Raw genomic sequence first — 20216 nt, forward strand, 5'->3', positions numbered from 1 at the left:
TCGGAGCGTCGGTTCGGCACTTACTGGTAACGTCCCGCCGGCTTTGAGAAGGTGGGGATTTTTTGTACCTTTAGTTTGTTTATTCCTAAAGCCAAATATACAAAAAGAAGTTTGGTTTTCCCCTAAAACCCCACTTGCTCAAAACCGCTGTTGTGCGACGTAATAATTTTAAGATCGTACAAATTTTCTAAATGATCGCACTATCTCAAAAATTCCAATTCCTATGATAATCCTACTTAAAATATCTACCCAACCAGAAAAAATTCCTAATTTAAGGCCAGTCTCATTCATAAAATCTAATTTATGAACTGGGTTTAAATATTCAGGAAAATATTTTAAAACTTTATAGATAAAAAAATCACTTCCAGAAGGAGTAAAGTCGAAAATAATATTTTCGAAGGATGCGATAAATATAATAAAAAGAGTAAGGCCGGCTAAAAAGGTAATTAAGAATGCTCTCATCCAATTTGTTCCATGCCTGCTGTAGAAATGTGAGGTTTTAATTGAAATTAGTGATCCTTGTGTTGACCAATGTTTTTCCTTTTGTTCAATCAAATACTTTTTTAATGCTTCCTGTGATTCTCTATAATATTCTAATTTATCTTTGACGTTATTTTGTCTGTTTGCAGAAGTATATAGATCATTAAATATGTGGAATTTATTTTCAGAAGTTCTACTATTTATAATTTTGAATGTCGTATTGATTAATTTAATATTTGATAAATCAGATGACTCAATCTTAACACTAGCATTATCCAAAACAATATTCTTAAGCTCCAAAATTCCAACAGAGGAATAGTTAATCTCAAAGTTCGGTTTGTTAAAAGAATCATTACTTGAATAAAAATTGATTATATGATTACTAAACACATATTCGATGAATTCTCGTAACCCAAATGGTAAGTAGAAGTTATTATATATTCTAACTAAACTATTTTCGTCTGGAAATTTTTTTAAAAAATTTAATAAACGCTCAGCTTCTTCATTATCAGGAGAAAGATATCTCTGAAAGTTAAAATGATGATTTAAATTAAGGACTTGCTTTAATAAAATATTTGAAAAGTAGATTTTTCCATCATTATTAACGTTTATAATTATTGTATGGTGAATTTTTATGTTAGAAAAACTTGCCTTTGAAGATGAGTTAAAATTTCCAGTAATTGAAAGCAGATTTATAATGCAACTTTCAAAAGTTATATTCGCTCCTGTATTTGAAAAAATATTTACTTCTTTTAAAAATGTAAACATTCCTTCTACGTTAAGCTGTGATTTGTCATCTAAAGATTGATAAACAAATTTTTCAATTTCTCCACCTTTTATTTTTAAAGGCTGAAGTAAATTATTATTCTCAAAAACAAAATTTTCGCATATGGCATCATAGATTATAATACCTTTTTTAAACAAGCAGTTTGTGAAATGAAAAAGATTGAAATCTCCCTTGTATATTATAATTTCTTCATGAAACGTGCATTCTTTGAACCAGATCCATTCGGAAAAATCAACGTCTTGAATCGTAATTTTATCAAATTCACAGCTATTAAAGATTAAAGGATTTTCGAATTCTAAGTTTTGTAGATCTACTGAACCAATTACTTTAACACGATTAAATCTTTTATTAAATCCACCATCTTCCATAAACTCCTCATCAACTTGATTCGGATTTGGGAGTAATTCGATAAATTTTGATGATTCGAGTTCAGTTAATTCCATTTCGTTTTTTAATTATGTCGCACAACGTCCCGCCGGCTTTGAGCAGGTGGGGACAAATTTAGCCAAAAGATTGCAAAGTAGGATGGAAGATTAAATAAAACAAGCTCTCCCAGATACAGACTAAACCCCCACTTGCTCAAAACCGCTGTTAGCTATATTATAACACTTCACGTTTTTAAATGCTTCTAAAGTACCGTATTTATTGGATTTGTTTTTTCAATCGATGCAAATGAACGTAAAAAAAAGCAATCAAATGTTTGCTTTGTTGTACCAAATGTTGTACTTTCGTTTCAGGTTGCTTTCAAATGAAACGCTTTATTTTCAAAGACTTCACCCGTTTGCTTCCTTTTGTAAATATAGTACAACTTTTTAATTTTTGCAATTTATGGCATCCATTAAGTTAATTTTAAGAACGCACCAGCAAGACCAAACGGGACATTGCCCTTTGTATATAAGGGTTATCAAGGATAGGAAAGCCAAATTTATTTCTGTCGGGGTGAAGCTCAAAGAAAGCGAATGGGACGAAACCAAACAAAGGGTAAAAAAGAACCACCCCAATAGCGCAAGGATGAACGCTTCGATTGCCCAAAAAGTTGCCGATGCGGAGGGACAGGTTGCGGATTTGGAAAGAAAGGTAAAAACAGTTTCGGCAAAGAAACTCAAAGATGCCATTAAAGGAAAAGAAGTCCCTAATTTTTTCGATTACGCTTACAAGCGCTGTGAGAAAATAAAAGGGAGTGTTTCGGTGGGAACATATAAGAATTATAAATTATATCTGAAAAAGTTTGAAGACTGGGTAGGGACAAAAGATGTGTTCTTTGATGATATTACGGTTTCCCTGCTTATGGATTATATGGCATATATGGTCAATGAATTAGGGAACGGTCTAACCACGCAACGTTATTCGATAATGATTTTGGCTATCATGTTCAAGGAAGCCATTAAAGAGGATATTATTCCCCAGTATATGTACCCTTTCAGCAAGCTTACTTTAAAAAAGAATACGGCACCGAGAACCTTTTTAAAGAAAGAGCAAATCACAGCCTTTATGGAATATCCAGTAAAAGAGGGTTCACTTGCCGAACTGGCAAAAGACATGTTCGTGTTTTCTATTTATGCAGGAGGTTTGCGTTTCGGGGACGTGGTGGAACTGCAATACAAACATTTTTTAGAAGCAGATGCCAAGATTAAAAAGACCATCAACAAAACAGTAAACCGAACCAAGGCAGAACACCAGTTTAAAGTTGGGAAATTGGCTTTGGATATTATCGAGAAATACAAAAAAGAAAATCCCGACCCAACGGATTTTATTTTTCCGATTATCAAACACAAAGAGCAATATTTAAAAAACAGGGAATATCGCCAAAAGATAAAAGAGAACGCCACAGGTTCGATAAACTTTCAATTAAACCGAATAGGGAAAGCTTTAAAATTTGATTTTAGCCTGTCGTTTCATTTGAGCCGACACACTTTTGCGACCAATGCTTTAAATAATGGCATGAGAATTGAGCATGTTTCCAAGTTAATGGGGCATCAGGATATTAGAACCACACAGATATATGCAAAAATATTGGGCGAGGAATTGGATAAGGCGGTTGATGATTTTATTTATTAAATCATAAAAAAATAAGAATAATAAAAAGCAATGATTTTACGTTGTTTTAAATGTGTAAAATAGTAGTTAAAATCGTAATAAAATTTTAATAAAAAATTATGAAATCCTTTTGAAAAAGAGGATTTTTTTTCCTCTATTTTAGACCCAAAGAATGGAGTTCTTTTTTAAATCGGAATCCCCTCCAAAAGCAAGTAAAGTGGTATTGAAAGCATAGGCTCAAAAAATGAGAAAGGGACAGGTTTAAAATTGCCATTCTAAAGAATACACAAACCCAAAAACAAACAGCTTTCAATTTTATGGAGTCAAATTTTCAAACCGCCTCGTTTGTCGAAATGGCGGTGGTACGCCCTAACCAAGCTTCAAGCCACAACCTTGATATTATTATCGAGGGTAAAATAACCTTGCAGGACTATTGCAATGCCCTGATGAAAAAGATTTTTGAACTCCACCAATCCGATTACCCTATTTTTCTGAATTATCAAGCCACTTTGGTCAAAGAACCCATTGTATGGTTAAACCGTTTTGAAGAATTGATTTCCAATAACGAGGATTTATTTACCAGTAAAAAAGCCCTGTGCCGTTACAACAAACTATTCAACCTGATTGAATCCAAACGAAAAGAAGTCCAGTTTTCCAGTGGCAAAGAAATCAAGCAGACCATTGCCAAGAAATACATCAATGCAGAGAGTGAGGACAGGTACTTTTCATTCTATGAAATCAAAAAGATTGCAGATAGTATGGAAGACGATAATGAGAAAATACTTTTACTGACCAAAGAAAAGCACGAATACAGGCAGTCAAACATTGAGTTTATCAATCAAAAACTGCCACTTTTCGACTTGCAATGCAGTAAGGAAATCAAACAGATTTATGAACTGCAAAGCATCAAGAGCAGTATTGAGAAGTTTAAGCCCAGTGCCACGGGCAATTCACTTGCGCCCGTTAAATTACAATTCAATTGCAATGTCAATCAGTTCGTGGATATATTCTATCAAATGTCCTGTGAGATATTTGTGGAAGGCAAGCCGATGATTGAGGGTAATATCAATGATATAGCCGATATGATTGTAAATACTTTTGTAGATAAAGACGGCAGGGAAATAAGCTTGCAGAGCGTTAAAACCATCCTCAAACCCTCAAGGGAAGACAAACGTCCCAACACCAATAAAAGGATAGATATAAGCAAACTTTTATAAAACTGGAAAAAGTCCCCGAAACTCTCGGGGACTTTTTGTTTTTATAAAGTGCTAAAATCCTGTAAAGCCTTGTAAAATAAGGTTTTTTGATAGAAAAAAAGTCCCCAGCCTAGTCGGGGACTTTTTTCCTAGTGCTGTTTTTAAAGCGAAAAACACGGAAAAAACAGCCCCAAAACAGCTTTTTAGGGCTTTATTTCAGCCCAGTATCACCCAAAACAAAAAAGTCCCCAGACTCTTTGAATCACACCCCTGTTTTGGTACAATCGCAAATTGCAAAATCCCTTTAAAATAAGGGCTTCCCAAAGCCCGTTAAAAAAACTTAGTCCCCAGGGGACTAAGTGGGGACTAAAAGACTTTTTCATTGTCCACACATTTGCTCTATAATTTTTAAATGAGCAAAAACATGGAGGTATTTATCTTATCCAAAGCACAATTTACAGAGCTTACTTCAAGGCTCGATACACTGCAAGAGTTACTTACTGCCACGGAATCCAAAGGTTCTAAAAAATCCTTTATGGATAATGAGGAATTCATACAGTTTATGGGTATCTCCAAGCGTACCGCACAATGTTGGAGGGACGAGGGCAAAATCTCATTCTCACAGGTTGGAAACAAAATCTACTACAAGATGTCGGATGTGGATAAACTACTGGCAGAACACTACAATAAATCATTCAAGAGTAAATAAACCATTGCAATACCATTGCAATTTTTATCCAAACAATTGCAATGACACCTTACATAGACAGCAATCCGCTGAATTCCCTTGACGCTAAGGCGTAAATCTTTACGCCTTGCCGATAGGTTAAAAATAAACACTATGAGAACTGTTACACCACAAAAATTAGACGATAGGGTTTTCTCCCTTGCTTGTAATCTCTTTGGTTATGGAACCACGCAGGAGAAAAAAGACACCGAGGCGACCATTGCAATACAAAACGCAATTTCATTGCAATCGGACAAGAGAATCATTGCAATTTATCCAGCGATAATCGAAGAAGCCTTTGCCACCACTATGGACAATTACCGAAAGTATATTGCCAGTTACAATTTCAAGACTCAGGCAGAAAATGAGCTTATCCAAAAGCACAATGCTTCAGTTGCGGAGTTTTGCAGAGAAAACCCGCTTACAGAAGTCCAAAGAGAATTTAGAAAAGTCTTTTTAAGCAGTAAAAAGAGCCTAAAACCCAGAGCCTACAACGAGCAAGTGGATGTTTTTTGTGAGAGTTACGGGCTGATTGTGGAGAAAAAGAAAATCCAAAGCGTGAAATACGCCACCGAGATTGTTTTTCAAAACCTTTTGCACCTGTACAACTGCCAACTAATGAAATGCAACGAAAAATTCATTAAGGCAGGTATTACAGCTAAACGCCCTGTTCAGGAGTTTAAAATCAATTCCTTTTTGGTTACCCAGTTAAAGCGAAAAGAGATAAACAGTATTGACATCTGCTCAAAAACGGTTCGCAATCACAGACAGCGTTTGGAAGAGGCGGGCGTGTTTGTCGAATATCATTTTGCAGGTCAAAACAAGCCAGTAGAGGTGCATATCAACCCTGAAATCTTGGTGGTTTTGGACATGAAAACCTCAAAATTGAAAAACGCTGAAAACAAGCAACTTAAATGTGAATATTGGAATCTTTTACCTGATAACAATGAAAATACTGGAACAATATTAAATGAATATCAAAAGAATGAGAATGTTGAAAACATTTCTCAATCCAAAAGGAGTTCGGGGCAAGCCCTCACGCCTTCTTATTTGTTTTTTTCTACTGGAACACATGCCAGCAATGCAGAGAGTTCAAACCAAGGGGCGGGCGCGAAAACTGCTAAAGTCCAAAATACGTTATCGGAAAAACTGCAAGAGCTGATTATCCACCCGCAGGAATTGGCGGTAAACCTTGCCAGTGGGGAATATTACAATTACAAGCCCATTGACATCCGCTATCTCTACAAAGAAGCCTTTTCGGGAACGCTGACCAATGACGAGTTCAGGGAGCTTGCAATACAGGATTTCTTTAAATCCATATCCAAGATTTATAGGTTTTCCACCCCATTTGCGGGGAGTTGGAAAAAGGCAATTACCCTGTACTATCAAAACAAATGGATAGCCTTTACAGGCAACAGTTTCAATAAAAGCGTATTGGTGGACGAAATACAGCAAATGCGCTGGCGTATCGAATGGGCAAGAAAATGGTTTGCCAAACACCAGTTCCCGCCACTCTTCCCATTTGATTATTTCGATATGACCCGCAAAACCTCGAAAGAAGTCGGTTTTGAATACACCAAAATTAAATGGAACGAACATTTGCAGGCAGTAGCCAAATACGATGCTTTAAAGAAAAAACAGGAGTGCAATGCCGTGAGAAGAAAAGAGACGATAAACCATGCCAAGAAATGTGAAACGGCTCTTAACCGCTTTTTCAAAAACAAAGTGACCTACACGCAATTGTATGACTATGTAGAGAAGAACTTGCCTAAAGAATACATCGAGAAACTGCCTGATTTGATACTGAAAAAATCATTGCAGGACAATGAGAAAACCATTGCAATAACAGGCAATGAAGTTGTAAAGTACAGCCTTTTTGAATTTTAAAACAAAGAAATATGCCAGTATTTGAAAACACAAAATCGAAAATCAAAATGGTCATCCTGACCCAAAACAAACATAGAAATAAGGTTTGGTGGTCTCCCATTAACCAGAACAAACGCAAGAGCGAACTGGTTATCAGAAGCATGCTCAAGCGCTTTGAAAGAAGCCCGCTTTACGGGATTACCAACGTGGTACAGTTCTATGAAAACAATCTATTAATCTCTCAATTCAAATTCAAATATGAAAATAGCCTTAAAGAAAATCAAAACAGCGGACATTGAAATCATACAGTCCGAACTCCTAAAATTCATCAGGCATAAAATTGACAATTTAGCCCATTGCAATGATTATCAAAACTATTGCAATGATATTATTGTAATCGACACACTTCAAAGCATGTTTTTCCTTTTCAGGACAAAGATTGAAAGCAAAAAACAGGAATCGAACTTAACCCTTTCACCCACACAGGCGGTCATACTGCTGTTTTGCTGTCAGTGGCAAAGGGAAGAAAGAACCGAAGTACAGAGAATTGCAATGCAAATGGTCTCGGATGTATTACACGAAAAATTGGTTAATATTTAAAAAAGACAGGGTTATGGAAAAGAAGCTTATTGCAGGGAAGAAATCGCTCTACCCCACCAATGCCATTATCAATAAGAATTTCATTATCAGGGTACTCGAAAACCCCAAAGAAAACCCAGTTAAGAACACCAAGCTGAGAACTGCCAATACGGTTTCTAAACTGATAAACGACGAAAAACTGAAAACAAAGCTTTTTGCCAAGGTTTTAAACGGTCAGAAGTACAAGTACACCTTTCTGATAAGAAACCGCCTGAGAATTGATTTTTGCTCAAAATAACTTTAAAAAAATAGACAAATGAAACTCAATATCCGTCTTCAAATCCTGCTATGCAATAGCTATGTGTTATTGCTGTGCATTGCAATTGTTTTAACCATCCCATTGCAATTTGTTGTTTTCCTCTTTAAAGGCAAGAAAAAAGCAGTCAGTTCTTTGGAAGACAGGCTTTTTAAAACCTTGTTCCATATCAATGATTTGCGTAGAATTTTAAAGAAACCCAGCGATGAATAAGAAAGATAAAAAACCAATGCCTAAAGCCGTAACCAAATCGGAACTGGTTGTTATGTACCTGAAAAACAAAATGAGCGAATCCACTATAAAAAGAGGTGTGAATACCATAATCGAAGCCAAGATAAAGGAGGTGCAGAAATGCGGTTATTCCATAGGAATGCACAGCGTACCGCCTGATATTTTAGAGGAATTTATCGCCATTTACGGGTTGCCCGTAGGCTATTATTTAGAGGACGATGATTGATAAGAATTGCAATTGTATGGAAAAACAATTGCAATTCTTATCAATCAGTCGAAATCACCGCTAACCCCTGTAAATCAGCCCGACAGGGGTTTTTTATTTCAAACCTTTGTTCAAGAAAGTTAGAGAAACTAATAATGACAAAGGGTGAAATCAACTTAGTACTCAAACGCAGGATAAAAAACGGTGACGAGTTCAACCACCTGATTGAAAAGCCCAAAGGGCAAAAGGTAAAACTCAAAGCAGGTGATACTTTTTATTCGGTTGCAATGATGAAAGTATGGGTAGAGACATTTTACAAGCAGGTTGCCAAATTATCGCAAATCCTGAAAGGAAAAACGATTCAACAGACCTGTGATAAGATCCATTACTTTTTGTATTACGACATCCAGTATCAGGCGGACGGTGTGACACAGAATTTAAGAAGTCCAGCCAATAGTTGGTTTAACAGACGGGAGGGCATTGACTGTAAGAGCTACTCGATTTTTGCCAGTTCGGTACTGATGAATTTGGGAATCAAGCATTACATCAGGCAGATTAAACAGCCCAATTTCAATCCAAGACAGTACACCCATGTTTATGTGGTTGTGCCATTTGACCAAGAAAGCGGGAAACTGGATAAAGGTCACTGCATTATTGACGGGACTTTGCAGAGTAACAAAGAACCGAATTATACGGATAAAAAAGATGTTTTTATGAATCAGAAACTGCCACACGTGGGACTTAACTGTCCCAGACCGAGAAAAGGATTAAAAGGGGCATCGGGCAAAACAAAAAAGAGGTCAGCTCCAAAGAAAAACAGTAATACCAGTAGAAACAGGTTTCCATTTTAAAAGATAAGGATATGTTGATATTAGAAGAACAAACAGGATTAAATGCAGGATTGAACAGAGGTTTTTTAAAGAAACTGAAATTGAAAAATATTGCAAAAATGGCATTTGCCCCGCATCTTATGATTCCCAAAAACAAAAGAGGAAAACTGATAAAAGGAGCATTAGCACCCCACACCCTGATTAAAAAAAATCAGAGAAAACGAATAATCAAAGGAGTATTTGCCCCGCACACACTTTTAAAAAGATAGGCTATGTTGATATTAGAAGAACAAACAGGATTAAATGCAGGCTTGAACAAAGGGCTTAAAATCGGCAAGATGCTTAAAAAGAATGTGAGATTAAGAAACGTATCTATCAAAAATGCTGTTAAAGTCGGCAAAAAGATAGTCCCTATTGCTTCGATGGCTATGAGTATTATTCCCGGAGGAGGTTTGGTGAGCAAAGTACTCGACAGTAAAGTAGGTAAAATACTTACTAAGGTTAAAAGCAGTAAAGCCCTAAAATTAGCCACCAAAATAGGCAAGAGCAAAGTAGGCAAATTTGCGATAAACAATGTTGTGAAGCCTACCATTAAAAATGCCTTTGCAGGCAATCAGGTACAGCCTGCACAGGTCGAAGTGCCACAAATTGAAACTACCGCGCCAGTCGAAATGATGCCAAATGCGACTCCGACACCTGCTCAATTACAAACCATTGCAGAGGTAAAAGGAGTTTCGGCGGAATCCTTAACTACAGGCACAGAGACTGGCGGGGAAGTTCCAAACGATGCACAGCTTGAGACCATTTCCAAAGTCAAGGACATTCCTGTCGAGAATTTAAAGGAAGAAGTACAAGCGCAAAGGGAAACCGCCCAAATCGAGAGCGGGACAACCCCGACGGATAAGCCAAATTATACTATCCCTATTGTCATAGGAGCGGTTGCGGTTGGCGGAATCCTTTTAGCCACAAGTTCAAAAAGTAATTAATAAAGAGAAAAATGAAACAGGAATTAATAACAATCAGTTCTGCCGTTGTTGTAGGCGCTCTTTCAAGAGGTCTTACAGGCACTATGACCGAGACATCCTCCAACACGGTAAAAGGTGTTGTTAATGGTGCGGTTGCTGTTGGTGCGGGATTTTTGGCAGTAAAAGTAAAAGGGAGCGATACCAAAAGTTCGCTTTTAAGAGGTTCGGCAATCGGGGTATCGATTGCTCACGGTCTGGAACTTGTGAAGAATGTTTTTTCATCCGAAAAAATCGCCTCCAAACTAAACCCTGAAACAGCAATGGGAAGATTCATGCAAAAGGCAGCAGGTCTTTCAGGAGCGGTAAACGGTCTAAACGGCTACATCGATGCTTACGGCAACTACCATGAAGACGGTTTGGGCGGTTACATTGATGCAAACGGAAACTACATCGAAGACGGTTTAAACGGTTATGATGAAGAGGGACTTAACGGCTATTTTGACGATGCAGGCAATTACCATGAAGATGGTTTGGGCGGTTACATTGATGCAAACGGGAACTACATCGAAGACGGTTTAAACGGATATGACGAGGATGGTCTGGGAGCTTATGACGATGATGAAGGCTTAGGGGCTTATATCGACCAAAACGGGAATTACATACTGTAATCCACAAATAAGAAGTAAAATTTAACTCATAAAGAAAGATGGAAAATAGAAATCCACAATTGCAAAGAGCAATTAAAGTTTTAGGGGCAAGACAACGCCAACACATTCAGGCTGTCAGACCACAGCCTACAAAATTGGTCGATAAGACTTTTTACCTGAACGTAAGAGTTGACGGAATGAGCGGTATTAACCAGCTCGTTGATGCCAACACCAAGAAAATCGTCGGGATAACCAATTTTGACGGAAACCTTTTGAATTCGGGACGTGATGTGGTGATTGATGCCATCCGTGTGCAGTTTACCACGTATGGAAACAGAATTGAAAGTGCCAATTGGCAAAGCAAGGACACACTTCCTGCGGAATTGCAAAACGCCGATTTGAGACTGATCCAAACCAACGACATGCTCATTGATTTACCGCTTACCGATATTCAGAATTTCAAACAGGATGATTACCGTCCCATTGCAACCACTCCGCTTTTAAGAGCCAAAGAGGAGTTCAAACTGGAACTGGAGTTTCCAAAAGGGGTTACTGTTCCTGTTAAAGAAGGAGTTCCAATGTTTATGCGATTGGAATTCAGAGTAACCGAAGCTAAAAAGTAGTAAGAAACAATTAAAAGCCGAAGTCAAAGGGCTACGGCTTTTTAAATCTTAAAGAGTTATGCGACAAATTCAATATGTAGTAAAGGCAATCATAAGACCAGGAGAAAGCAACACATCGGAGAATTTCAAACTGCCTATCGGCTTTACCACAGGAGTAGCGGTGTACACCAACGGAGTTGAGAAAACGGCAGGTGCAATGACAACTATCGAAATGAAAGACGATAACAGTATTGCCATTATCCCTGCGGTTCACATCGACAACTGGAGACAGTCTAATGGAGGTGAATACGAAAAGAGTTTCAAACCTCTGAATTTCGATACAGGCAATAAGGATTATTCACTCCTTTTTGCTTTGGACGAACCCCTTGGCGGATTAGTCCCTCTGAAATTCCATGTGGTGTTTTTATACAACAATACCATTAAAAAAGTATAGTCATGTTTGTGGAATCTGCTTTTATAACAAGGGAGTTTAAGGAAGAACAAATTCCAATACTAGAGGGAGTTACCTGTCTTTCCGTGTTAAATACTGGAACTACTGTTGCGGTTATCAACGGGGTTACAATCTATCCGACACAAAAGCAGATTTTAATCCCTCCAGACGGTACTTTTTCGAGGGTACAATTGGAGGTTGTTTATCCCCAAAAGAACCCAAAAGTCAGATGTAGAATAGTACTGATTTACAAGAAACTAATTTAAAATGGAGCAATTAGATGATTTGATGGATAGACTGGGGAGCGACAAATTTTGTGCTGTCACAGTTACAGACAGACAAACGGAAAAACCGATTTTCCGCAATGTAACCCACGAGCAGATAAAGGACGAGTACGGAACACCCGAAAGTTTTTTTGAGAAACTCTACGATGAGGGTTACACCAAACTGACCATTCAGGAGAAAAGAAAAAACGGGGTGAATGCCTTTAAGATTGAGGGAGAACCTTTTGATGTGACTTTCGGTGAAACACAAAAGAAATCAAAAACTAATGAATCAGAGCTGATGCAAACCGCTAAAAAGAAGAAGAAAAAGAAAAAAAGCGGACTGATGGGACTCGGAATCGCCGAGATTTTTGATTTGAAACTGCAAGCGCACGACAGGGGCGAACTGGCTCGAAAACTGGAAGAATCCGAGAGGGAAAACAGGGAACTCAAAGCCAAAAACGACCAGCTCAACGAGGAGAAGTTACAGAAGAAGTACACCAAGGAGAGAAACGACAGTTTGAACAATATGCTTTTGGGAGTGGTCAAGCAAGCACCGCTTATCTTAAAAGGATTGGGTTTCAACGTGCCTGTCGAATCATCAGGTTTGGCAATGGCATCGGGGGAGGATTTACAGGACGAGGGCTATTCGGATGCTAAAAAAGCATTCTTGGACATCATCAAAACCCTTGACGATGATACCATAACCCTGCTTTCGGTCATTTATCAGAAAATCAACGAGAAAAGCGAAAATAATGTTTTCTCACAGGAATTGTTCGGGTTATTACAAAAACATCAAATGTTAGTATAAAATGAGTGTGTTGAATATAAAAACAAAGGAGAGCAACCCTTTCAAATTACAGAAAAAGACAAAACTGGTTCAGGAACTGGCGGATTTGGATAACGAGGTTTTGGAAAAACTGGTGGAGCTGAAAAAATCCAAAAAAGCCATTGCAATGGTCAACGACCCCCAGAGCTGGCAGACAATTAAGGAGTTCATAATGTAAAGCGTTGGAGTAGCCTGCCCGTGCGCTCCATTTGCGGGCGGGTGAAACAACCATTAAGCATAGCTGTAAGACCATTGCTCCTAAAGATGAAATTGATAAAATGAAATGAAATCGGGAGCAATACTACAGCCAACAAACAACTATGAAAAGACAAGGTTTACATAATCCCGCAGTACTTACGGCTGTTGCTTCAACCCCGCAGGGACAGAAAGCAATCGCCAACACACTGGAAAATGCAAATGCAGGGGTAAACGCTACCGCTTCGATAGTAAAAGGAGTTTTGAAAACAGCTCTGTTTGTAGGGATAGGTTATTTTGCTTACACAAAGATATTTAACGGTTTTTCCCCGCTTAAAGAAAACAAAAGGGACAGACCGAGCAATATCTCAACTGGAATGGCTAAAAACAAGGCAGAAGCGATTTATAGTGCGATGTATGGAATGGGCAACGGTTTTAAATCGGTAAAACAAAACCTTATGGGGGTTAATCCCAACGGGTTTGTGAGGATTCATAATGAGTTTGGACAGCGCAAAGGCGTTAACCCGTTATCGAAAAAAATGACGTTGCTAGAATGGTTTGCCGACCAGTTCAGCCAAAACGAACTGATGGAATTACGCTTTTTAATCCCCAACTTTTTTTAATCATGGAAAGTTCAAAAATACTGCCTATCTCGGTAGGTGTTGTGGGACTCACGATACTGCTTTTTTCCATAGCACAGGCAAACAAGACAAGGAAAGGCAAAGCGTATCAGGACGGAAATCCAACAGAACAGAGCATTAACGCCAAGGATATTGCCACCACGCTTTACAATGCGATGAAACAAGCCAATTTCACCAATACCGAAAAGCGCAAGACCATTCTGACAACGCTCACAGGAATCAATGAGGCTCAATTTTCATGGATAGTCAAAGCCTTTGGAAGCAGATATTATAACAGGTTAACGGGCAATACCTATTTCGCCTTATGGCAAACCCCAGTAAAGCACCCTTTGAAAGTGTGGCTCAAGGAAGAGTTAAGCGATAGCGATTATCAATTATTAAAATCAAATTATCCAAAATATTTATAGCAATGACCACAGAAGATAAATTATGGATTGGAGGCGGTATCGCCCTTGCCGTGGGAGGTGGTATTTATTATTTCGTACAGAAAAGCAAAGATAAACTGGCGTTGCAGGAGGCAGAACTGGAGTATGCTCCTGAGGAAACGCAACCCAGTGGAAATAGTACAGTACCCATAAAAGCACCACCGCTGGCAACCGCTCCGATAATCCCTGTTAAAACAGTTACTGAACAGCCTGTTCGGGAAGCGGATTCGTTCAGGTACAGCGTGGGTCAGGAAGTCATGGCAACGGGTTTTAACGGCACAAAGACCTACGATGCCCGAAAAATGGCTGACGGAAATTATACCAGTGAGGGCATTAGAAAAGCCACTTTTAAAAAAGGGGACAGAATAGGGAGAATTATCTGGGTAGGCAGAAAACCTGACGGGACTTTCCGCTATGTTGCCCAAAGAAACGGAGCATTTCTAAATGACATTTACTGGATTCCCGACCACAGTGTAATAAAGCCAGTGGGTAAAATACTGCCAACGGTTCCTGCCGTATCAACAGCATCGGATATTGATAAATCCAAGTTGCTTAAAAAAGGAAGCAAGGGCATGGAAGTAAGAACATTGCAGAAGTTACTTAAAATCAAGGCGGACGGTGATTTTGGAAGAAATACGGAAAATGCCCTTTTCACCCAAAAGGGAGTTAAACAAATCAGATTAAAAGACTGGAGATAATGAATACAAATACAGGGATATGGATTGGTTTAGGAGTATTGGGCGCACTTGTTATCGCTTCGATAAGCAATGGGACAAGCCCGCAACCCGTAACCCAACCCAACGACAAACCGAAAGTTGAACCCAAAAAAGTAATATTATGACCTTACCGATTTTCCTTTTGGATAACGCAGTTTCATTGGTGGCAAACCTTGTCAAGTATGGCATTAACACGCCTTTGCGGGTGGTTCATTTCATTGCGCAACTACACCACGAAAGCGGTGGTTTTACGGCAAGCGTGGAGAAAATATCATATAAGAAAGCACAGGAAAAATACCAAAACCACAAGTATTTGGGGAACAGATTGCCAGGGGACGGTTATCGTTTCAGGGGTCGCGGGCTTACCCAATTAACAGGCAGGGGCAACTACGAGAAATTTACGAAATATTCAGGAATTGACATTGTGAGTAATCCTGATTTGGCAAGCCGAATTGATATTTCGATACAGATTGCCTGCTGGTATTGGACGAAAGGGAGTGCTTGGGGCAACCTGAATAAGTATGCGGACAAAAACGACATCGTTACCATTACCAAAGGCATAAACGGGGGACTCACAGGACTTGAAGACAGAAAGAAACAATTTGCATTTTACAAACAGTTCGACCTGTTTGAGATATTAAAAAAAAAAAGCGATTCACAGAGCAGTCAAAAAGGTCAGTAAACCTGTTTTTAGCTTCTACGACCCTTTTACTAGGATGCTCGATTTTGGTTTTAAAATTAAATAAAGGATAAAGATATGCCACCGATAGAAATCTTATTAAACTACTTTTTAGGTTCGACAACACTGGTTTCCATATACATTGCTTGGAGGTCAAGAAACTCGGAAATAAAGAAAACGGAAGCTTCGGCACTCGAAGCCATAGACTCCATTTACACCAAGATGTCCATAGTAACGGATAAGAAGTTTGAAGAAATGCAACGGATTATTGATGAAAACACCATTGAAATCAAAAACCTCAAAGAACAGTTGCAGGAATATCAAAAAAGATGTGCAGGCTGTTCCAACAACAAGAGCAATGAAAAGACAGGCACTTAATAAAATCATTGAAGCAGTCGGTGTGTATTACGGAATCGATTTGTTTCAGGTAATAGAAGCCTCTGAACTGTTGCTTTTTACAATCAAAGTCCATTTTAAAAAATCAAAACCATGAAAAAACCAATCGCATATTTAGTCCTTTTAATTGCCTTTTTTGGATTGCTTACAGGCTGTTCTTCAGCTAGAAAATTAAAGCAGGAAAACACCATTGTCAAAAACGAGGTTCAGAAAAATGACAGTATCAAAAGCGTTATGATTAATCAGGCAATCGATGATAAACTCATTACCCCGATAGTGCAGAGTAAAACAGGAAATGCGGTTTTTGACAGTTTGGTAAATGCCAAGGTCGATGAAATACTTTCAAAACTCAACACTTCCAAAAATTCAGGGGATAACAGCTATAAACTCATTTACGACAAGCTTACAAAACAGTTGGAGTTTTATGCTAGGATAGCCCAGACCAAAAACGAAAATACGGCTGTAAAAAATGAAAAGGCAAAGACAATTATACAGGTAAAAAAAATACCTGTTGTGGTAGAGAAACCGCTCTCAAAACTGGAGAAGTTTTTCATCGGATTGGGGATTTTGGCTGTGGTTTATATCGGGTTTAAAGTAATTGGGTTTATCCGAAAAAAAACAAGCGTATGGAGTTAAGGGCAAAACATATCGTAATCACAGGGGCAATTTTAGGAGCAGGGATTTTGTGGTATAGCAATAAGCTTAACAAGTGGAAAGAAACAATGAAAAAACTAAAAGCAGTACCGACAGGGATAAGGAATTTCGATATTAATTTCAAGCGGTTGCGCTTCAATTTGGATGTAACGCTCTATAATCCGACCACAAACAGTTTCAGTCCTGACGGGGTTATTGCGGTAGTGAAAAGAATCATCTTGAAAGACAAAACAGCCAAAAGGATAGCTACCATAACGGTAAACAAATCTTTTGTCTCTATTCCCGCCAAAGGAAAATTTGTGCTAAAGGATCTGATAGTGGAAATTCCGATACTGGAGAACCTTTCCAACTGGCAGAGCCTCTCTCAGATAACAGGATTAAAAGACATTCAGACCGAAACGATACTGGGTGTGTTAGGCAAAGAGTATTCAATAATCAGGTAAACATGGATTTAGTAACGACATTTAATAATCTGAGTGGAACAACAGTAAAACGTTCTGCCTTGAAAGCAATTTTGACAAAAGCCAAAAAGCAAAAGCACACGGTTATTGCAAACCGAATCCAAAAGGTTTTACAGCAAAATGATGATTTGCTTTTCGATATTGAGATAATGGATTTTATAGAACCTGCGGGGCTTTCGGGAGCGGAGCAAAGAATCATACTGCCTACTTTGGAATATATCTCGGAAGAGGACAGCGAGGGTTTAAACGGGGTTTCGCCTGATGATATTTACAGCTATATCACGAATTTGATTATCAATACCATTGAAAAGGTTGGGCATCTACCTTGGCAAAAAGATTGGGTAGGTTCTGGAGCTGATGGTGCAGCCAAAAACTATGTAAGCAAAAAGGAATACACAGGGGCAAATTTTCTACTCAATTTCGATATAAAGTTTGACAAGGAAGGCAAAGGATATTTAGTACCGATTAACTTCATACAGCCGTATTATTTAACGTTCAATCAGATTAAGGAAACTGGTGCGAGCCTAAAGAAAGACAGCAAGGCAAGACGTGTGATTTATTACACGATGATTTTCAGTTTCGACAACGGGACTTTGCAGTTTAAAACCACCGACAGGGAAAAGTTCACCGAGTTTGTAAAAACCCACGGACTTACCAAAGAGGATTTAAAAGAACACCTGCAAAAGATACCCGTAATTAAATATTACAATGTTTTCAGGGCGGACGATTGCACAGGGTTAAAATTCCCTGAACCGACTGGCAATGAAAATGTGAATCCGATTGAGCAGGCACAAAGTTTAATAGACGGCTATAAAGACCCACCGACCTATACGTTTGTCGGAGACAAGGCATATTATCAGCCCTCAACCGACAAACTCAATATGCCCAATATCAAAGCGTTCAAAAAAGAAGCTTCGTATTACTGTACTTATTTCCATGAGCTGACACACTCCACGGGAGCAAAGAAGAGACTCAACAGGGACATGAGCGGAACTTTCGGAAGCAAGTCGTATGCCTTTGAGGAACTTATTGCAGAACTCGGAGCGGTTTTTATGTGTAGTGAATCAGGAATATTGTTTCAGACCAAGGAAAACTCGGCAAAGTACCTGAAAGGTTGGAACAAGGTTTTGGTGAATGAACTGGAAAATGATAACCGTTTCTTTTTAAAAGCTTCGGCACAATCACAAAAGGCAGTCAATTATATATTAGGTAGAAGTACGGATAGCGAGGAAGTGGAAACACTTAAAGAAAGCCCTAAGAAAGTTGCTACAAAAAGACCAGGAAAGAAAAAGGTAAAAACCAAAGTTACCAAAGGCAAAAAAGTAGGGCTTTCGGCATCATTAGGGGTAACAATTGATGTACGTAAAAATACGCAAGAGAGGAAAAAAAGAGTTGTGCCGGCTGTTGTGAAAAATCCAGTTAGAGAGAGTAAAAAAACGATTGCTTCAGGACAGAATAAAAGCCTTAGTGAATTGGAAAAATTGGGTTTTGTTTCGGCAGGTTCTGCCCCACAGGAAGCGAAAGATGTTTTTGTACTGGGTGGGGAGATTGGGAAGTTTCTGCAAAAGCAACAACCCCATAAAGCTTTAATCCTCATAAAAGGAAATAAGCACAGTTCTAAATCCCAACTCGCCATGCAGATTGCCAATGCCTTTGGAGAACAGCAGACACCAGTAGCCTATATCGATTATGAGCAGGGCGGAATTGAAAGCAAGGACACAGTGGACAGCATCAACCGAAATACTACCGAAGCAGGCAGGAAATACATCGCCATTAAAGGCTACTTGGAAAACCCATTTGAGGAATTGCAAGGGTTCTGTAAGGTAGTTAAAGTCATAATTGCCGATTCGGTTACGGATTTGAAAATTACAGCAGACCAACTCAACTATTTGCGTACCAAATATCCTAAAATCATTTGGTGTTTCATATCACAGGTAAAGGAAAACGGGGCAATGTACGGCGGTAACAAGATGGCGCACAATCCGACATCGGTTATTCATTGTTCCTCGCATCCCGACCCGAAACAGCGGTTTGCCACACTGGAAAAAAACAGAGGAAACGACCTCGCCTTAAAATACTCGATGTACTATAAAAAGGTAGTAAATCAGCACAAAAAGGAAAAATTATCATTTAAAGTCAAATAACTAAAATCAGAAATCATGGTAGCAAAAAAAGCAAAATCAAAAGGTAAAAAAAGAATCTCGGCTAAAAAGCTTTGTAGCGGGGTAATCAAGCGCGAGGGAGTAAAAAGAGACGGAACTTTGAAAAAGGGTTATCGCTATGTCAAGGGTGGTAGAGTGGTAAAAGCAAAAGCAAAGAAATAATTTTTGATTTGGGTTGATTGGTAAAGCCGTGTTGCAGAAATGTAATGCGGTTTTGTTTGTTAATTTAAATTATAAGTTTTTATTTGTTAAATTCATATCTTCGTGAAATTATAATAAATGAACAATAATACTATGAATCCATTAGACAAAATTTTAAACTGGTTTAGCTCTCAGCCAAGTTACATTCAAACTGATTTGGCAGGCTTGTCAGGACATTTTCACATTGACCAACAGATTGATTTAGAAGTTGATTCTGAAAAGAAGATAGAAAAATTCAAAGACTATTTAAATTCAAAATCACTTGATAAGCAGGAAATAATTCGTAGAACTTTATTTATAACAAGGTTAATTCCATTTTCGTTTTCTGGACGTGATACTGAAGAAGGTTGGACTAAAAGTTATGATAGAATGGTTAAACTTAAAAATAGATTAATTGAAGACAATCGTCCGACTCAAACTGCCGATAACTTTTTTGATACCTATGAAGAAAAAAAAGCACTTTGGTTGGAGGCTTGCGAATCTTGGCATGAATTAATTGAAGATGAATTAACAGATGAGCAACTTGCAAATTGGTACTTTATTGGAACATAATATTTCATTATAATTAAGTATCTGTCATTTAATTTAGAAATAGATTAGTGAATAGAATTTTTATATATTAAGTTAATTTTATAAAACACTACTTAAAAATAATCATAAGTATAAAAACCTTAA

Annotated in this window: 30 protein-coding genes; 29 read left to right on the forward strand and 1 reads right to left on the reverse strand. The window is 38.2% G+C overall.

Annotated elements, in window-relative coordinates; translation table 11 throughout:
- Positions 1-168: 168 nt before the first annotated feature.
- Entirely contained in the window at positions 169-1710 is a 1542-nt protein-coding gene (locus EZM65_RS14965) for a hypothetical protein (RefSeq protein ID WP_136669368.1), read from the reverse strand.
- 385 nt (positions 1711-2095) lie between these two features.
- Between EZM65_RS14965 and EZM65_RS14970 the strand changes: the two genes are divergently transcribed.
- The 29 genes from EZM65_RS14970 to EZM65_RS15095 all read left to right on the forward strand — a co-directional run bounded on the left by EZM65_RS14970 (position 2096) and on the right by EZM65_RS15095 (position 20093).
- Positions 2096-3325, forward strand: coding sequence for a site-specific integrase (locus EZM65_RS14970; protein WP_136669369.1), 1230 nt, complete (start codon positions 2096-2098; stop codon positions 3323-3325).
- A 296-nt stretch (positions 3326-3621) separates the two neighbouring features.
- Positions 3622-4521 (forward strand): hypothetical protein, encoded by a 900-nt coding sequence (locus EZM65_RS14975; RefSeq protein WP_136669370.1) that lies wholly within the window; start codon positions 3622-3624, stop codon positions 4519-4521.
- Positions 4522-4924: 403 nt separating this feature from the next.
- On the forward strand, positions 4925-5209 hold the full coding sequence (locus tag EZM65_RS14980) for a helix-turn-helix domain-containing protein (protein ID WP_136669371.1): 285 nt from the start codon (positions 4925-4927) through the stop codon (positions 5207-5209).
- A 132-nt stretch (positions 5210-5341) separates the two neighbouring features.
- On the forward strand, positions 5342-7114 hold the full coding sequence (locus EZM65_RS14985) for a hypothetical protein (RefSeq protein WP_136669372.1): 1773 nt from the start codon (positions 5342-5344) through the stop codon (positions 7112-7114).
- A gap of 11 nt (positions 7115-7125) precedes the next feature.
- Positions 7126-7392: a hypothetical protein gene (locus EZM65_RS14990; RefSeq protein ID WP_136669373.1), complete on the forward strand. Its 267-nt coding sequence runs from the start codon at positions 7126-7128 to the stop codon at positions 7390-7392.
- A complete protein-coding gene (locus EZM65_RS14995; RefSeq protein WP_136669374.1) occupies positions 7352-7693 on the forward strand; it encodes a hypothetical protein in 342 nt (113 codons plus the stop codon). The genes EZM65_RS14990 and EZM65_RS14995 overlap by 41 nt, the downstream gene beginning before the upstream one ends.
- Before the next feature lie 13 nt (positions 7694-7706).
- Complete coding sequence (locus tag EZM65_RS15000; protein WP_136669375.1) at positions 7707-7970, forward strand: hypothetical protein; 264 nt, start codon at positions 7707-7709, stop codon at positions 7968-7970.
- Between the two features lie 18 nt (positions 7971-7988).
- Positions 7989-8201 carry a hypothetical protein gene (locus EZM65_RS15005; protein WP_136669376.1) on the forward strand — a complete coding sequence of 71 codons (213 nt, stop codon included), beginning with the start codon at positions 7989-7991 and terminating at the stop codon, positions 8199-8201.
- Positions 8194-8445 carry a hypothetical protein gene (locus EZM65_RS15010; protein WP_136669377.1) on the forward strand — a complete coding sequence of 84 codons (252 nt, stop codon included), beginning with the start codon at positions 8194-8196 and terminating at the stop codon, positions 8443-8445. The genes EZM65_RS15005 and EZM65_RS15010 overlap by 8 nt, the downstream gene beginning before the upstream one ends.
- A gap of 134 nt (positions 8446-8579) precedes the next feature.
- Entirely contained in the window at positions 8580-9275 is a 696-nt protein-coding gene (locus EZM65_RS15015) for a transglutaminase-like domain-containing protein (protein WP_136669378.1), read from the forward strand.
- Positions 9276-9286: 11 nt separating this feature from the next.
- Positions 9287-9523: a hypothetical protein gene (locus tag EZM65_RS15020; protein WP_136669379.1), complete on the forward strand. Its 237-nt coding sequence runs from the start codon at positions 9287-9289 to the stop codon at positions 9521-9523.
- Between the two features lie 84 nt (positions 9524-9607).
- Positions 9608-10240, forward strand: a complete 633-nt coding sequence (locus EZM65_RS15025; protein WP_136669380.1) for a hypothetical protein — start codon at positions 9608-9610, stop codon at positions 10238-10240.
- An 11-nt stretch (positions 10241-10251) separates the two neighbouring features.
- Positions 10252-10887, forward strand: a complete 636-nt coding sequence (locus EZM65_RS15030) for a hypothetical protein (RefSeq protein ID WP_136669381.1) — start codon at positions 10252-10254, stop codon at positions 10885-10887.
- 38 nt (positions 10888-10925) lie between these two features.
- A complete protein-coding gene (locus tag EZM65_RS15035; protein ID WP_136669382.1) occupies positions 10926-11489 on the forward strand; it encodes a hypothetical protein in 564 nt (187 codons plus the stop codon).
- 58 nt (positions 11490-11547) lie between these two features.
- Positions 11548-11922 (forward strand): hypothetical protein, encoded by a 375-nt coding sequence (locus EZM65_RS15040; RefSeq protein WP_136669383.1) that lies wholly within the window; start codon positions 11548-11550, stop codon positions 11920-11922.
- 264 nt (positions 11923-12186) lie between these two features.
- Positions 12187-12993 carry a hypothetical protein gene (locus EZM65_RS15045; RefSeq protein WP_136669384.1) on the forward strand — a complete coding sequence of 269 codons (807 nt, stop codon included), beginning with the start codon at positions 12187-12189 and terminating at the stop codon, positions 12991-12993.
- A 1-nt stretch (position 12994) separates the two neighbouring features.
- Positions 12995-13189, forward strand: a complete 195-nt coding sequence (locus EZM65_RS15050) for a hypothetical protein (RefSeq protein WP_136669385.1) — start codon at positions 12995-12997, stop codon at positions 13187-13189.
- Between the two features lie 142 nt (positions 13190-13331).
- The gene (locus EZM65_RS15055; RefSeq protein ID WP_136669386.1) at positions 13332-13829 is read left to right on the forward strand and encodes a hypothetical protein; all 498 of its coding nucleotides are present in this window, start codon (positions 13332-13334) and stop codon (positions 13827-13829) included.
- A 2-nt stretch (positions 13830-13831) separates the two neighbouring features.
- A complete protein-coding gene (locus EZM65_RS15060) occupies positions 13832-14254 on the forward strand; it encodes a hypothetical protein (protein ID WP_136669387.1) in 423 nt (140 codons plus the stop codon).
- A 2-nt stretch (positions 14255-14256) separates the two neighbouring features.
- The gene (locus tag EZM65_RS15065) at positions 14257-14970 is read left to right on the forward strand and encodes a hypothetical protein (protein WP_136669388.1); all 714 of its coding nucleotides are present in this window, start codon (positions 14257-14259) and stop codon (positions 14968-14970) included.
- A complete protein-coding gene (locus tag EZM65_RS15560) occupies positions 14970-15113 on the forward strand; it encodes a hypothetical protein (protein WP_169051724.1) in 144 nt (47 codons plus the stop codon). Before EZM65_RS15065 ends, EZM65_RS15560 begins: the two co-directional genes overlap by 1 nt.
- Positions 15110-15670 (forward strand): glycoside hydrolase family 19 protein, encoded by a 561-nt coding sequence (locus tag EZM65_RS15070; protein WP_136669389.1) that lies wholly within the window; start codon positions 15110-15112, stop codon positions 15668-15670. The genes EZM65_RS15560 and EZM65_RS15070 overlap by 4 nt, the downstream gene beginning before the upstream one ends.
- A gap of 75 nt (positions 15671-15745) precedes the next feature.
- On the forward strand, positions 15746-16045 hold the full coding sequence (locus tag EZM65_RS15075) for a hypothetical protein (RefSeq protein ID WP_136669390.1): 300 nt from the start codon (positions 15746-15748) through the stop codon (positions 16043-16045).
- A complete protein-coding gene (locus EZM65_RS15820) occupies positions 16026-16160 on the forward strand; it encodes a hypothetical protein (RefSeq protein ID WP_256371350.1) in 135 nt (44 codons plus the stop codon). Before EZM65_RS15075 ends, EZM65_RS15820 begins: the two co-directional genes overlap by 20 nt.
- Positions 16157-16699 carry a hypothetical protein gene (locus tag EZM65_RS15080; RefSeq protein WP_136669391.1) on the forward strand — a complete coding sequence of 181 codons (543 nt, stop codon included), beginning with the start codon at positions 16157-16159 and terminating at the stop codon, positions 16697-16699. Before EZM65_RS15820 ends, EZM65_RS15080 begins: the two co-directional genes overlap by 4 nt.
- Positions 16690-17160, forward strand: a complete 471-nt coding sequence (locus EZM65_RS15085; RefSeq protein ID WP_136669392.1) for a hypothetical protein — start codon at positions 16690-16692, stop codon at positions 17158-17160. The genes EZM65_RS15080 and EZM65_RS15085 overlap by 10 nt, the downstream gene beginning before the upstream one ends.
- 2 nt (positions 17161-17162) lie before the next feature.
- On the forward strand, positions 17163-19322 hold the full coding sequence (locus EZM65_RS15090; protein ID WP_136669393.1) for an ArdC family protein: 2160 nt from the start codon (positions 17163-17165) through the stop codon (positions 19320-19322).
- Positions 19323-19337: 15 nt separating this feature from the next.
- Positions 19338-19502, forward strand: coding sequence for a hypothetical protein (locus EZM65_RS15565; protein WP_169051723.1), 165 nt, complete (start codon positions 19338-19340; stop codon positions 19500-19502).
- A 132-nt stretch (positions 19503-19634) separates the two neighbouring features.
- Positions 19635-20093, forward strand: a complete 459-nt coding sequence (locus tag EZM65_RS15095) for a hypothetical protein (protein WP_136669394.1) — start codon at positions 19635-19637, stop codon at positions 20091-20093.
- Positions 20094-20216 lie beyond the last annotated feature (123 nt).

It is taken from the genome of Flavobacterium sp. H122 (assembly GCF_004959765.1).
GTDB lineage: Bacteria > Bacteroidota > Bacteroidia > Flavobacteriales > Flavobacteriaceae > Flavobacterium.

What these genes read in the sequence shown, in the direction of transcription:
- EZM65_RS14965 (WP_136669368.1), bottom strand. Translation starts at nt 1,710, where the DNA reads ATGGAATTAACTGAACTCGAATCATCAAAATTTATCGAATTACTCCCA.
- EZM65_RS14970 (WP_136669369.1), top strand. Translation starts at nt 2,096, where the DNA reads ATGGCATCCATTAAGTTAATTTTAAGAACGCACCAGCAAGACCAAACG.
- EZM65_RS14975 (WP_136669370.1), top strand. Translation starts at nt 3,622, where the DNA reads ATGGAGTCAAATTTTCAAACCGCCTCGTTTGTCGAAATGGCGGTGGTA.
- EZM65_RS14980 (WP_136669371.1), top strand. Translation starts at nt 4,925, where the DNA reads ATGGAGGTATTTATCTTATCCAAAGCACAATTTACAGAGCTTACTTCA.
- EZM65_RS14985 (WP_136669372.1), top strand. Translation starts at nt 5,342, where the DNA reads ATGAGAACTGTTACACCACAAAAATTAGACGATAGGGTTTTCTCCCTT.
- EZM65_RS14990 (WP_136669373.1), top strand. Translation starts at nt 7,126, where the DNA reads ATGCCAGTATTTGAAAACACAAAATCGAAAATCAAAATGGTCATCCTG.
- EZM65_RS14995 (WP_136669374.1), top strand. Translation starts at nt 7,352, where the DNA reads ATGAAAATAGCCTTAAAGAAAATCAAAACAGCGGACATTGAAATCATA.
- EZM65_RS15000 (WP_136669375.1), top strand. Translation starts at nt 7,707, where the DNA reads ATGGAAAAGAAGCTTATTGCAGGGAAGAAATCGCTCTACCCCACCAAT.
- EZM65_RS15005 (WP_136669376.1), top strand. Translation starts at nt 7,989, where the DNA reads ATGAAACTCAATATCCGTCTTCAAATCCTGCTATGCAATAGCTATGTG.
- EZM65_RS15010 (WP_136669377.1), top strand. Translation starts at nt 8,194, where the DNA reads ATGAATAAGAAAGATAAAAAACCAATGCCTAAAGCCGTAACCAAATCG.
- EZM65_RS15015 (WP_136669378.1), top strand. Translation starts at nt 8,580, where the DNA reads ATGACAAAGGGTGAAATCAACTTAGTACTCAAACGCAGGATAAAAAAC.
- EZM65_RS15020 (WP_136669379.1), top strand. Translation starts at nt 9,287, where the DNA reads ATGTTGATATTAGAAGAACAAACAGGATTAAATGCAGGATTGAACAGA.
- EZM65_RS15030 (WP_136669381.1), top strand. Translation starts at nt 10,252, where the DNA reads ATGAAACAGGAATTAATAACAATCAGTTCTGCCGTTGTTGTAGGCGCT.
- EZM65_RS15035 (WP_136669382.1), top strand. Translation starts at nt 10,926, where the DNA reads ATGGAAAATAGAAATCCACAATTGCAAAGAGCAATTAAAGTTTTAGGG.
- EZM65_RS15040 (WP_136669383.1), top strand. Translation starts at nt 11,548, where the DNA reads ATGCGACAAATTCAATATGTAGTAAAGGCAATCATAAGACCAGGAGAA.
- EZM65_RS15045 (WP_136669384.1), top strand. Translation starts at nt 12,187, where the DNA reads ATGGAGCAATTAGATGATTTGATGGATAGACTGGGGAGCGACAAATTT.
- EZM65_RS15050 (WP_136669385.1), top strand. Translation starts at nt 12,995, where the DNA reads ATGAGTGTGTTGAATATAAAAACAAAGGAGAGCAACCCTTTCAAATTA.
- EZM65_RS15055 (WP_136669386.1), top strand. Translation starts at nt 13,332, where the DNA reads ATGAAAAGACAAGGTTTACATAATCCCGCAGTACTTACGGCTGTTGCT.
- EZM65_RS15060 (WP_136669387.1), top strand. Translation starts at nt 13,832, where the DNA reads ATGGAAAGTTCAAAAATACTGCCTATCTCGGTAGGTGTTGTGGGACTC.
- EZM65_RS15065 (WP_136669388.1), top strand. Translation starts at nt 14,257, where the DNA reads ATGACCACAGAAGATAAATTATGGATTGGAGGCGGTATCGCCCTTGCC.
- EZM65_RS15560 (WP_169051724.1), top strand. Translation starts at nt 14,970, where the DNA reads ATGAATACAAATACAGGGATATGGATTGGTTTAGGAGTATTGGGCGCA.
- EZM65_RS15070 (WP_136669389.1), top strand. Translation starts at nt 15,110, where the DNA reads ATGACCTTACCGATTTTCCTTTTGGATAACGCAGTTTCATTGGTGGCA.
- EZM65_RS15075 (WP_136669390.1), top strand. Translation starts at nt 15,746, where the DNA reads ATGCCACCGATAGAAATCTTATTAAACTACTTTTTAGGTTCGACAACA.
- EZM65_RS15820 (WP_256371350.1), top strand. Translation starts at nt 16,026, where the DNA reads ATGAAAAGACAGGCACTTAATAAAATCATTGAAGCAGTCGGTGTGTAT.
- EZM65_RS15080 (WP_136669391.1), top strand. Translation starts at nt 16,157, where the DNA reads ATGAAAAAACCAATCGCATATTTAGTCCTTTTAATTGCCTTTTTTGGA.
- EZM65_RS15085 (WP_136669392.1), top strand. Translation starts at nt 16,690, where the DNA reads ATGGAGTTAAGGGCAAAACATATCGTAATCACAGGGGCAATTTTAGGA.
- EZM65_RS15090 (WP_136669393.1), top strand. Translation starts at nt 17,163, where the DNA reads ATGGATTTAGTAACGACATTTAATAATCTGAGTGGAACAACAGTAAAA.
- EZM65_RS15565 (WP_169051723.1), top strand. Translation starts at nt 19,338, where the DNA reads ATGGTAGCAAAAAAAGCAAAATCAAAAGGTAAAAAAAGAATCTCGGCT.
- EZM65_RS15095 (WP_136669394.1), top strand. Translation starts at nt 19,635, where the DNA reads ATGAATCCATTAGACAAAATTTTAAACTGGTTTAGCTCTCAGCCAAGT.